The organism is Tunturiibacter psychrotolerans (assembly GCF_051013365.1).
GTDB lineage: Bacteria > Acidobacteriota > Terriglobia > Terriglobales > Acidobacteriaceae > Edaphobacter > Edaphobacter psychrotolerans_A.
On the sequence record NZ_CP132941.1, the window covers coordinates 1166409 to 1178601 of the forward strand.

The 12193-nt window shown below is 57.5% G+C and carries 11 protein-coding genes; 4 read left to right on the forward strand and 7 right to left on the reverse strand.

The genetic code is table 11. The features are described 5' to 3' along the window. Positions 1 to 7: 7 nt before the first annotated feature. Together RBB76_RS04780 and RBB76_RS04785 are read left to right on the forward strand one after the other, a co-directional pair. Complete coding sequence (locus RBB76_RS04780; RefSeq protein WP_429628550.1) at positions 8 to 2215, forward strand: VWA domain-containing protein; 2208 nt, start codon at positions 8 to 10, stop codon at positions 2213 to 2215. Positions 2216 to 2325: 110 nt separating this feature from the next. Then, complete coding sequence (locus RBB76_RS04785) at positions 2326 to 3234, forward strand: tetratricopeptide repeat protein (RefSeq protein ID WP_429628549.1); 909 nt, start codon at positions 2326 to 2328, stop codon at positions 3232 to 3234. Between the two features lie 15 nt (positions 3235 to 3249). Here the strand turns inward: RBB76_RS04785 and RBB76_RS04790 are convergent, their stop codons facing one another. Further along, entirely contained in the window at positions 3250 to 3429 is a 180-nt protein-coding gene (locus RBB76_RS04790; RefSeq protein ID WP_429628548.1) for a DUF5522 domain-containing protein, read from the reverse strand. Positions 3430 to 3505: 76 nt separating this feature from the next. Between RBB76_RS04790 and RBB76_RS04795 the strand changes: the two genes are divergently transcribed. Further along, on the forward strand, positions 3506 to 5041 hold the full coding sequence (locus RBB76_RS04795; RefSeq protein WP_429628547.1) for a family 1 glycosylhydrolase: 1536 nt from the start codon (positions 3506 to 3508) through the stop codon (positions 5039 to 5041). Between the two features lie 95 nt (positions 5042 to 5136). Here RBB76_RS04795 and egtB read toward each other — a convergent pair whose 3' ends face one another. Together egtB and RBB76_RS04805 are read right to left on the reverse strand one after the other, a co-directional pair. Further along, positions 5137 to 6534, reverse strand: coding sequence for an ergothioneine biosynthesis protein EgtB (egtB, locus tag RBB76_RS04800; RefSeq protein ID WP_429628546.1), 1398 nt, complete (start codon positions 6532 to 6534; stop codon positions 5137 to 5139). A gap of 143 nt (positions 6535 to 6677) precedes the next feature. After that, positions 6678 to 7355, reverse strand: coding sequence for a MarC family protein (locus RBB76_RS04805; RefSeq protein ID WP_429628545.1), 678 nt, complete (start codon positions 7353 to 7355; stop codon positions 6678 to 6680). Positions 7356 to 7417: 62 nt separating this feature from the next. Here RBB76_RS04805 and RBB76_RS04810 point away from each other — a divergent pair, with 62 nt between their 5' ends. Next, on the forward strand, positions 7418 to 8359 hold the full coding sequence (locus RBB76_RS04810) for a branched-chain amino acid transaminase (RefSeq protein ID WP_429628544.1): 942 nt from the start codon (positions 7418 to 7420) through the stop codon (positions 8357 to 8359). Positions 8360 to 8433: 74 nt separating this feature from the next. Here the strand turns inward: RBB76_RS04810 and RBB76_RS04815 are convergent, their stop codons facing one another. The 4 genes from RBB76_RS04815 to RBB76_RS04830 all read right to left on the reverse strand — a co-directional run bounded on the left by RBB76_RS04815 (position 8434) and on the right by RBB76_RS04830 (position 12160). After that, on the reverse strand, positions 8434 to 9684 hold the full coding sequence (locus RBB76_RS04815; RefSeq protein WP_429628543.1) for a cupin domain-containing protein: 1251 nt from the start codon (positions 9682 to 9684) through the stop codon (positions 8434 to 8436). A 138-nt stretch (positions 9685 to 9822) separates the two neighbouring features. Beyond that, on the reverse strand, positions 9823 to 10200 hold the full coding sequence (locus tag RBB76_RS04820) for a cupin domain-containing protein (RefSeq protein ID WP_429628542.1): 378 nt from the start codon (positions 10198 to 10200) through the stop codon (positions 9823 to 9825). A gap of 8 nt (positions 10201 to 10208) precedes the next feature. Beyond that, complete coding sequence (locus tag RBB76_RS04825) at positions 10209 to 10826, reverse strand: DUF6982 domain-containing protein (RefSeq protein ID WP_429628541.1); 618 nt, start codon at positions 10824 to 10826, stop codon at positions 10209 to 10211. Further along, positions 10721 to 12160 (reverse strand): sigma 54-interacting transcriptional regulator, encoded by a 1440-nt coding sequence (locus tag RBB76_RS04830; RefSeq protein WP_429628540.1) that lies wholly within the window; start codon positions 12158 to 12160, stop codon positions 10721 to 10723. The genes RBB76_RS04825 and RBB76_RS04830 overlap by 106 nt, the downstream gene beginning before the upstream one ends. Positions 12161 to 12193 lie beyond the last annotated feature (33 nt).

Genomic DNA, 12193 nt, shown 5'->3' on the forward strand with positions numbered 1-12193 from the left:
CGGGGCGATGACTTTGCTACGGGCTATGAGCTTGCGACGGGCGGTGAATTTGAAGTGGCGACGAGCTATAGCTGCGATGCTGGTGAGTGTGGTTGCGGGGATGCCTGCGGGCGGGGGATGGGCGCAGCAGCCGGATCAGTCGGGTGGATTCACGCTGAAGGTGCAGAGCGATATTGTGCTGACGAACGTGGTGGTTCGGGACAAGAAGACGGGCGAGGTGGTGAAGGGCCTTAAGGCGAGCGACTTTACGATTTTGGAGAATGGGAAGCCGCAGAAGATTGAGAGTTTCGACTATCAGAATGTCGATGAAGCTGCAGTGCTGCGGGAGAAGTCGACCGTAATTGGGAAGGCTACGATTGCGGATCTGGTGAATGGGGAGTTTGCTGCGAATCCGGCTACGCTGCGGGATCACAGACTGATTGTGATGTTCTTCGACCTGAGCAGCATGCAGCCTGAGGATATCGACCGGGCGGTCGAGTCTGCGCAGGACTACGTGAATAAGAAGATGCAGCCGGCAGACCTGGTGGCGCTGGTGAGCATGTCTACCGGGCTGACCATGGATCAGGACTTCACCTCGGATAAGAAGGCGCTGCTGCGAGGACTCGGCAAGTACAACGGAACGGAAGGAACCGGGTTTGCGAATGGAAATGAAGGGGGAAACTCGGGCGGTACGGCGGACGATGCATCGAGCTTCACCTCGGACGATAGCGAGTACAACGCGCTGAACACGGATCGCGAGCTCTATGCGATACGGACGATTGCTAAGAGTCTGGAGAGGGTGGATCAGCGGAAGAGCCTGTTGTACTTCAGCGGTGGGCTGACGCGGCAAGGGATTGAGAACCAGGCAAGCATGCGTGCAGCGACGAATGAAGCTGTGAAGGCTAACATGGCGATCTATAGTGTTGACTCGCGCGGGCTGGAGGCTCTGCCGCCGGTGGGTAACGCGTCGACCGGAAGTCTACGTGGCACAGCGGCTTACAGCGGGGGGGCGATGCAGAGCCAGTTGGACGCGAACTTTGGTTCGCAGGAAACTTTAGCAACGCTCTCCTCCGATACAGGCGGCAAAGCTTTCTTTGACTCGAACGATTTTGCTCCGGCCTTTCAGCAGGTGCAGCATGATACGGAGGCTTATTACATCGTTGGATTCCGCTCGACTAACACGGCGCGGGATGGAAGTTTTCGGCATCTGACCGTGCGTCTGAATCGCAACGATCTGAGGGACGTGAAGCTGGAATACCGGCCCGGATACTACGCTCCGGCAGACTTTCAGCACCAGAAGACTGAAGATCGTGAGCAGGCTTTGATGGAGGAGCTGCGGAGCGACCTTCCGGCGACCGATGTCGCTGTTTATTTGCAGGCGTTGTACTTCCGGATGGGTGATAACAAGTTCTTTGTTCCGGTGTCGTTGATCGTGCCGGGATCGCAGATTCATATCGTGAAGAACGGCGATCGGGACAAGGCAAATATCGACATCATTGGCCAGGTGAAGAACGCTGAAGGGATTATCGTCGGCAACGTTCGGGATACGGTGAAGCTGGCGCTCGATGCGGCGCAGCAAGTTCAGCAGAAGAAGATCCAGTACTCAACCGGATTCACGCTGGCTCCGGGGAGATACCACCTGAAGTTTGTGGTGCGGGAGAACCAGACGGGGGCGATGGGCAGCTTCGAGACTGATCTGCAGGTGCCGGATCTGAAGAAGAGTCCCCTGAAGCTGAGCTCGATTGTGCTGTCGAGCCAGCGGGTACCGAATACCGCGAAGAAGGCGGCTAGCCCGCTGGTGCGGGATGGGGTGGAGTGGATTCCGAATGTGCCGCATGTGTTTCGGCAGGATCAGCATCTCTACTTTCTGTATGAGGTGTACGACCCGGCGAAGGAAAAGGGTGCGGCTGAGCCAGCGAGTTCTCCTGGGTTGACACGGCGTGAGGGCGGACCAGTACGGGTTCTGACCAGTATTGAGTTTCTGACCGGTGGCGTGAAAGTGTATGAAACACCGCTAGTTGAGGCTAAGGTGGTCAATATTCCGGAGCGTGGGGCTGTAGCGTTCCAGTTCGATGTGCCGCTGACGCAACTGAAGCCGGGAACGTATGTGTGCCAGGTGAACGTGATCGACGATGCTGGCGGGAGCTTCAGCTTTCCCAGGATGGCGATGAATGTGTGGCCGGGGGCGACGCCGGTAGTGGCTCCCGCTACGGCGACCCCGGGATTACCGCAGTAGGTTACTTGGCGACACCTAACTCCGGTGGTCCTATGAATCCGTAGCAAGGTGGCTATTGACAGTGGTTTATGGGGAGCCGATGATGATGCCGAAGTTCGTGAGGTTCTCCCATGAGACCGCTTCTTCGTTCTACTTTCCTTCTCCCCTTACTTGGTCTGGTGCTTTCAAACTCTCCATTGTCCTCGCAGAAGCTTGCGACACCCGCCGCTCCCGACGCTGACCGCGATCTGCGACACCAAAGCGCAGACTGGTTCGCAATCGAGCCACACCTCCCTGATCCGCAAACAGCCAGCTGGCAAAAGTTGGAGCTTGCGGCTGATGTGCTGCGTGCCCGACGGTTTCCTGAAGATGCTCTCGATTACTACGGCTATGCGATGCGTCGCGGCGGTCCGCAACAAGACCTTCTGATTCGAATGGGCGTGACGGAACTTGAACTGAGAAACATCACGCTTGCGCGGACTTATTTCCTGCAGGTGGTTCGTTTGCAGAAGAAGAACGCACAGGGATGGAACAACCTTGGTGCCGCCGAGTACGTGGAGGGGCGCTATGGATCCGCTATCTCCGATTACAGCAAGGCGATCAAGCTGGACAAGAAGTCAGCGATCTATCACTCAAACCTTGGAACCGCGTACTTCGAAGAAAAGAACTTCGAGAGGGCACGGCAGCAGTTTGATATTGCGCTGACGCTCGATCCGGACATGATGCAACATCACGAAGCGAGCGGCGTAGAGGCCCATATGCTCTCGCCGGCGGACCATGCGCATTATTGTTTCGAGATCGCCCGGCTCTATGCTCATCGGGGAGATGAAGAAAATATGCTTCGCTACCTAACGCTCTCGAGTGAGGGCGGGTTCGATGTACTCGGTTCGATGGGTTCGGATGAGGTGCTGGCGAAGTATCGCAAAGACCCGCGCGTAATCACCCTGGTTCGAACAGCGACGGCTCTGCGGAACTCGAAGATCTCGGTTGCCGATGCGAGGACCGGCGGAGTTCCTTCGCTGCCACAGGCCCATGATTAGGTTGTGCGGATTGAACTATTTGTAAGGGCAGTGACGGCAATCTGAGTTGCAGCAGTAGCCACGTTTTTGATGGTAGATGGAGGTGAATACGAGGTATGGGCCTTCGTAGTAGAAGTCTTCAGGCAGGAGCTCCGGAGGGGTGTCTTCGGGCGGTGGGGTTGGCGGGGCGACGACGGGTTTGATGGGATCCTGCATTGCTGGAATAATCCTAGTCCAGTCTGAGATGCGCAGGCAGTCCGCTGCGGGGACCATTTTCTAACGAGGGTCTGGGATGAATCGTAGAAATTTTTTGAGGAGTTCCCTGGCTGCGGGAGGTGCCGCGCTTTTTTCAGGTGCAACAAGCACGGCGGGTGCGGAGGCTTTTCAGGCTAGTGTTCCGGGAGCCGTGACAGAGTCCGAAATTGAAGGCGCGCGGTTTCCGGATGGTTTTTTGTGGGGCATGGCTTCGGCGGCCTACCAGGTGGAGGGGGCTTGGAACATCGATGGGAAGGGCGAGTCTAACTGGGACCGCTTCGCGCATACGATTGGGAAGGTGAAAGGTGGCGCGACCGCCGATGTGACGTGCGATCAGTACCATTTGTATAAAGGCGATATCGCGATTTTGAAGCGGCTCAATCAGAAGAGCTATCGGTTTTCGACGTCTTGGGCGCGGGTGCAGCCGAGTGGGACGGGGCCGGTAAATCAGAAAGGCATCGATCATTACAGCCGGATGGTGGATACGTTGATGGAGGCGGGGATTCGTCCGTTCTGCACGATCTATCACTGGGATATGCCGCAGGCGCTGGAGGATCGCGGTGGATGGCCGAATCGCGATCTGGCCTCGTACTATGCAGACTTTGCGGGGATTCTGGCGAAGCATCTGGGTGACAGGATTACGACTTGGGCGCCGTTCAATATGCCGTGGACTTTTACTTACTACGGCTATGGCGTGGGAGTTTTTCCTCCTTGCAAGGCAGACTTCAATCAGTTTCTGAAGGCCGCGCATACTGTGAATCTGGCCCAGGGAGAAGCGTTTCGGGCGATCAAGGCAGCATCGCCGAAAGCTACGGTAGGGAGCGCTTACGGGATGGCTCCGGCTTATCCGAAGACGGATAGTGAGGCGGATCGAGCGGCGACGGCGCGCTATCACGCGATGAATAATCTCTACTTTCTGAACCCGGCGATGCGTGGGCAGTATCCGAAGGCGTTTGTCGGGGCGACGCCGTATGAGGCGATGGGATACAAGGACGGCGATGACAAGATCATGAAAGTGCCTCTGGATTGGGTTGGGTTTCATTACTATACGCGGCGGATTGTCTCGAATGCGAGTGACGGCGCTCAGGCTGCCGGAGGGCACTTTGGCACGGAGACCGAGGGCGAAGGTGGGTCGTCGGGGCGGGATCCGCTGACGCAGATGCACGTGGAGATGCCGACGGAGGGGCCGTTGACTGAAGCTGGGTTGGAGATTTGGCCGCGAGGCATCTATGACCTGGTAACACAGATCTCTCGGGAGTACGATCATCCAATTATTGAGATCAGCGAGAACGGCTGCTGCTATCTGGATGGGCCTGACCGCAGCGGGCGGGTTCCCGACGTCCGTCGAATCGCATTTCATCGAGGGATACTCGCGGAGTTGGCGCGGGCGATCGCGGATGGGGCGAAGGTTCGTGCGTATCACGCGTGGAGCCTGGTAGATAACTTCGAATGGGCCGACGGATATACGCAAAGGTACGGACTGACGTATGTAGATTTTCGCGATCAGAGGCGGATCGTGAAGGATTCCGGACTTTGGTATGGGCGGGTGGCGGCTTCGAATCGGCTCACGTGAAGGAGTTTCGCAAGGATGTCTGCTAAAAGGGAACCTCCGCCGAGTGCGAGTCGTGGAGGCTTTTTTCTGCGTTCGAAATTCCCCTGGTGTTGCGTTTACTTAGACGCGTCCTGGGCGAGACGGAGGCCTGAAAACTGCCAGCGGGTTGAGGGCGAGAAGAAGTTGCGATAGGCGGCGCGAATGTGGGTGGCTGGCGTGACGCATGAGCCTCCACGAAGGATGACCTGAGAGGACATGAACTTGCCGTTGTACTCGCCAAGCGCGCCGGGCAGAGGCTTGTAGCCCGGGTAGCCGGTGTAGCCGCTGGAAGTCCACTCCCACACGTCGCCAAAGATCTGCTGCAGTCCGGGGAGTGCTGAGGCTGGGGTGGGATGGAGGTTGCCGGTTTCGATGAGATTGGCCTGGACGGTGGGGGGCGTCGTCTGCGTAGAGTTCTGCGTCGAGTACGTCAGGAGCGCGGGCTGCAAGTCGACCTCTTTGCGCTGGAGTCCGAGTTGGCTGGCGGCGTGTTCCCATTCGAATTCGGTGGGGAGACGGTGGCCGGCCCACCGAGCATAGGCGTCAGCCTCGAAGAAGCTGAGGTGGCAGACGGGGGTTTCGCTGAGGTCGTCGAGCGAGCGGAAGCCGTGCATGGTGTAGATCGACCAGCCGGAGTTGGTGGCTTCGTCGCGGCGCCAGTAGAGAGGAGCCTGCCAGCCTTCGGCGCGGTTGGTGGTCCACCCCTCGGAGAGCCAGAGTTCGGGACGGTTGTAGCCGTTCTGGTCAATGAAGGCGAGGTACTCGGCGCAGGTGATCAGGCGTGTGGCGAGGCGGTAGGGCGCGAGGTAGACATGATGGCGGGGGGTCTCATTGTCAAAAGCGAAAGAGGAGACCGATTGGAGAGGATCTGCCGGGTCTGGAGTGAAGCCGATGTCAGTGAGGCCGCCGGCGTAGTCGATCCAGTCGAGAGGCGGAGCGATGGCGTCGAACTTTTCCTTTGCAGGTGCCTGCACGTACGCTGGATGCAGCGGATTGGTGAACAGTGCGTGCTTGATGTCGGTGGCGATGAGTTCCTGATGTTGCTGTTCGTGCTCGAGGCCGAGAGCGATGCGGCGGGCAGCTTCATCTTCGAGCGGATGCTGCATCAGAGCTGTCATGGCGGCGTCGACGTGGGTGCGGTAGGCGAGGATGGCGTCGAGCGGAGGGCGTGAGAACGAGGCGCGGAGTTTTTTGTCCGGCATCTCGCCGAGCGAGTTGTAATAGCTATTGAAGAGCCAGTGAAAGTCGGGATGGTAGGGCTGGTAGCCGGCGGCAAACTCGCGACGGACGAAGGTCTCGAAGAACCAGCTGGTATGGGCGAGATGCCACTTCACCGGACTGGCCTCTGCACAGGACTGAACCATCATGTCTTCGGGTGATAACGGACTACAAAGATGTTTGCTCGCTTGGCGAATAGCCTTGTAGCGAGCGAGGAGCGAAGTTGCTGCTGCGGTGGCTTCCACGGTCTGGGACATATGTCTTCTCGCTTGGTGAAGAGATAGCGAACAAAGTTTTGATGCTCTGCTAGAAGGCGAAGTTGCCGAAAGGTTACCGAGGTTGAAGCCCGATTAATGCTCACCCTTTAGACGCGGCTCAACGACATTCTGGGTTTGGCAACTTAAGGTTTGTTGATCACACCCAGGTCGACCATGCCGTTCACGAAATACTGAACTGCAAGCGCCACCAGAAGCAATCCCATGATGCGGACAAGAATTCTGACGCCAGTCTCACCCAGACCACGGGCGACGCGGTCGGAGTTTCCGAGGACGAGGTAACAGATTGCCGCGGTAATGAAGATCGACACCAGGATCGCGACCATCTGCCAGCGATTCTGGGCCTGGCCGACCAGAACCATGACGCTGGTGATTGAGCCAGGACCGGCGAGCATCGGAATTCCAAGGGGAACAATGCCGGCGTCCTCTTTCTGAGCGGCTTCTGTGGTCTCCTCGGTCGACTCCTGCGTGGGCGAGCGTTTGGCTTCGAGCATGTCCAGGCCGATGAGCAGGAGGATGATGCCGCCTGCGATCTCGAAAGCTGGCAGCGTGATGCCGAACATTTTGAAGATGTACTGCCCCGCGACGGCGAATGCGCTGAGTACGACCAGCGCCGTGATGGAAGCCTTCCAAGCCATCTTTCGCCGACGCGGCGCATCCGCCCCTGCGGTCACCGCGAGAAAGGTGGGCAGAGCAGCGAACGGGTCGACGAGAAAGAAGATGGAGCTGAGCGCGAGAACAGAAAACTGAACGTACGCCGAGTGCTCCAGCCCCGAGAGGCTTACGGCATGGGGATTGAACATCACTCTCTATTCTCCCACGCCGGCCAGCCGTTATAATGGTCCTTCAACGCTTAGGAGCGTACATGCCCATACATACCACCACGAACATCTGGCACAACGGGAACCTCATTCCCTGGGACAAAGCGCAGATCCACGTCATGTCTCACGTCGTCCACTACGGCTCGTCCGTCTTCGAGGGCATTCGCTGCTACTCGCAGCCAAACGCTGCCGGCATCTTTCGCCTGCCGGAGCACATGGCTCGACTGGTTGATTCAGCCAAGATCTACCGGATGCCACTTCCCTACACCGTGGACCAACTTTCGACCGCGGTGATCGATGTAGTGGAAGCCAATGGTGTCGCTCCCTGCTACATTCGGCCGATCGCGTTTCGTGGATATGGGGAGCTTGGCGTTAATCCTCTGAAGTCGCCGGTTGAGGTCTATATCGCGAACTATCCTTGGGGTAAGTATGTTCCGGGGACATCGGGAGCGGATGTCTGCGTCTCGAGCTGGAGCCGGCTGGCGCCGAACACCATGCCGACGCTTGCCAAGGCCGGCGCGAACTACATGAACTCGCAGCTGATTCGCATGGAGGCCGAGATCAACGGCTACTCCGAGGGCATTGGCCTGGATACGAACGGCTACCTGTCCGAAGGGTCGGGTGAGAACCTGTTCCTGGTTCGTGGAGGCGTTCTCTACACCACTCCGCTCGCGAACTCGGTGCTCAACGGCATCACGCGCAGCTCGGTTCTTACGCTGGCGAAGCAGCTCGGCATTGAAGTGGTTGAGCAGGCTCTTCCCCGCGAGATGCTCTACATCTGCGACGAGGCTTTCTTCACGGGTACGGCCGCCGAAGTGACGCACCTTCGTTCTGTCGATCGCATTCTCGTGGGCGACGGCACGATGGGGCCGATCACGAAGGCGCTGCACGATGAGTTCTTCGGTATCGTGCATGGCACGCTTCCCGACCGCTACAACTGGCTGACGCCGGTCAACGTGAAGGTCGCCGAGCCCGTTGGCGTATAAGCAACTTATTTGGTAACAAATAAAGAGGCAGCCATAGAGGCTGCCTCTTTTGTTTTGCGACTGTCGTGATGCCTTTATTCCGAAGTAATAATCATCTCTTTCTTCGGTATCTTCGCCAGAAAGTCTTCGCCAACTTGAATGTGCTGGTCAACCAGCCGCGAAGGGGTGTGAGCCAGCCATTCTGCGAGAGAGATGTCTCCGTAGAACGGAGTGGGGAATACCTCAATAAACGTGAGGTCTGTGTCGCCCGTGTTTTCGATGTAATGCGGTACGGACTTGTCGATGTAGCCGACATCGCCTTCTTGGAAGTCCATGGTGCGGGCGTGACCACCGGCTGAGAAGACCGTCATTCGGCCCTTGCCCTCGACGTAGTACTGCCACTCGTCTTCGTTCGGATGCCAGTGCAGTTCACGCAGGCCGCCCGGTTTCAGAGTGACGATCGCCGCAGCGATGTTGGTCGCAGGCCAGATCTTCTGGTCGACGATCTTTACCTCGCCGCCGCGTGAAACTTTGGTGGGCTTCATCTCGGCTGGTTTGAAGTCGAAGCTGTGTGGAACGCGGCCAGTGCCTGCCTCCGCCTGTTTCTGTTCCTCGGCTAAAGGGCGCGGCAGGGGGCGTTCGAAGATAAACAGCTCTTTCTTCGGCACCTTGTCGAAGGTCGACTCTGGAACGCCGAAGTTCTTCGCCAGCACCTCGGGCGGTGTGTGGGTCATCCAGTCGGTCAAAAGGAAGGTGTCGAACTCGTTGAAGTTGCCATCATTGAAGACGAGGAGAAACTCGCAGCCGTCAGGGCCGAGCCCTTGAATGGAGTGCGGAATTCCGCCGGGAAAGATCCAGAGATCCCCCTTGGTGACATCGCTGACGTGGCTGCGACCTTCCTGGTCGACTGCCGTAATGCGTGCGTTGCCGTAGAGCATGAGAGCCCACTCTGCGCCGACGTGCCAGTGCAGCTCGCGGATGCCTCCGGTGATGAGACGCATCTGAACACCTGCCATCTTCTTCGAGATGGGAAGATCGCGTACGGTGACCTGCCGCGTCCAGCCACCCTCTTCCTGCCGCTTGTGGGACAGTGAAAAAGAGTATTTGAATGGAGGCTGTCCGCCGGAGTCGGTCGGAGGAGCCCATACCGAACTCGGATTCTCTTTATCGAGGGGATCGTTGTTCTGAACGGGCTGTGATTCATTCGGAAGGTGGTGGTCTGCCGAACGAATCTGCTTCTCTTGTCCCTGAGCGGCTTGCACACCTGCTGCAACAACCAACATCGCCGAACTGGCTTCGAGAAATCTGCGGCGGCTTACCTTTGCCTGGTCCTTTTCCTGTTCCACTTCCAACGTCCTCCGTAATGTCGAATCACCGCTGTTGGTCGACCCTGCCAATTCAGGATATTAGATATCTAGAATGTTGGCAGGTTAAGTTTCAGGCACTGCGAATGAAACGAGTTCCGATCAATCGCGTTAATTGGTTCAACCCTGGTCGTCAGTATTCACTCGGTCGCCATGGCTGGGAGGTTGGCTGGTGACGAGAATCCGAGCCGGGTTCTCACTTCGATTGAAGGCTTGATGTGCCTGTCCAGGCGATACTTCGAGACCCTCACCAGCGTGGAGGATAAAACCGTGCTGCTCTACTTCGAGGGTAAACTCTCCCTCAAGAACGTAGAAAAACTGCCGTGAATGAACATGGAAGTGACGGACTTCACTGGTGCCGGGCGGCATGAGTTCTTCAATAATGCTGAGATTGGGTGTCCTGACGAGGTGCCAGCCTTCACAGTCGTCGTTGTGGGGACCACCCCATTTGTAATGCTCGACGGCTTGCCGGCTAACGATCGGTGTCATTGAGGTCATTCCGCTCTTCAAGCGGACTGGTTCGAGCTCTTCGGGACGTTTCGCATGCCGAGGACATGGAAGTCCTTGAGTCCGCCCTTGAGAACGTAGACCAGCGTATTGTTTCCGTTCGGATCGGTCGGTCTTAGGAAGAAGCCTGACTCAAGCACAAAGTCTCGGGTATTGCTGATAATTCCTTCGATCATCTCTCCGTCGTAAAAATAAACGCGCACCCACAACCCCGGCACGATGGGAGCATGCTCGTGAAAGTGGAGAGCCCGGTGGCGAAGATCGCCATCGAAGGTCTTGACGAAGAAAACGGCCTTGGCATCACGGGTCGGAACGTCCTCTACGGCGTCTGTGTCGAGAAGCTTCAGCCGGATGGAGTCCAGCGGATAGACGGGGTCGTTGCGTAGAAGCTGCTCGATGGAACCAAGTTCGCGGGATTCAGCAAGTCCGCGAATGGCATGGCTCTCGTAGCGGACAACAATTCGATACGGTTCGGACAGCTCTTCGGCGACTTGGGATTTGCCCTGAGATTTTAGGATGCGTGATTGTTCCGTGGTGACAGGTCGTACTGCTTGATCTTGTACAGGAGCGCCTTGTAGCTGATTTGCAGATCGTTTGCCGCGGCCTTCCTGTTCCATCCAGTTCCCTCCAGTACCTGTGCAATTGCCGTCGACTCCGCATCACCCTTGAGGTTGCGGACCATTGCCTTGAGCCCAGCGCCATTCGGTGTCTCCTGGGCTACTGCTGCTGCCGCTCCGCCCTGATAGACCGTAGCGGGGGATAGCTCGTCGACGATGGATCTTTCTTCGCCAAGCACCAGGTACCGATTGATTACATTTTCGAGTTCGCGGAGGTTGCCAGGCCACGAGTGGTCGGCCAGAGCGTTGAGCAGTGTTTGTGAGAACGGCAATGGATCCCGGCCATACCGCTTGGCCCCCTTGCGCATAAAGTACTCCGACAGCACCGGAATCTCTTCGCGGCGCTCGCGCAGCGGAGGGATACTGAGGGTAAATCCGTTGAGGCGATAGTACAGATCCTCGCGAAAGGTCTTGTTGGCCATCGCATCCTTCATGTTGATGTTGGTGGCGGCGATCACGCGGACATCCACTTTCATTGGAGACCTGCTGCCAAGGCGAGAGAAAGTTCCGTCCTGCAACACCTGCAGGAGCTTGGCCTGAAGGATGGCGGGCATCTCGCCGATCTCGTCGAGAAAGATCGTTCCGCCGGTGCAGACCTCGAACTTACCTGGCTTGGTCTTCACCGCTCCGGTAAAGGCGCCCTGCTCGTAACCGAAGAGTTCGCTCTCGAGCAGATCGGCCGGTACTGCAGCGCAGTTCACCTTGAGGAAGATGTTCTGGCTGCGGGCAGACATTTTGTGGGTGTAGAGCGCGAGGATCTCCTTCCCCGTTCCGCTCTCCCCTAGGATCAGGAGTGGAATGTCGGCGCGGGCTACGAGAGCGGCCTGAGCCTCCAGTTCGCGCATTCTTTTGCTGGAACGTACAAACGAATGAGTTTCGTTGAGCGGAATCTCTTTCAGTGCATCGGCTGCGGGAACCTTCTTCTCTGATGAGGCGAGGTGCTCCTCAATGGCCTGTTCGACGTCGCTGCCGGTGAACGGCTTCATCACGATCGCGCGGACCCCTAGACGAATCACCATCTCTAGGTCGCGAAGTTCCGCTGAGCAGGATAGGACGACCACCGCGAGATTGGGTTTGGTACACCGGATGTGGGTCAACAGAGGCATCGGGTCGCGATTGGTATGCAAGGCAAGCAGAAGCAGATCAGGCTGTTCCGACTTGTCCAAACGCTCAAGCAGCGCCTGCTCGTCCGAGAAGAGGCTAAGGGAATAACGGGATCCGAGGGTAGAGCGAAGATAATCAAGAACGGCGAGATCCGGTTCCAGAATAAGGATCTGGGAACGTGGCCGCGTAGACTTCAAGGCAGGGACGGGATACGAAAGCGCAGCTGACATACAAAGTACCTCAAATTGCAGGTTGGATATTCT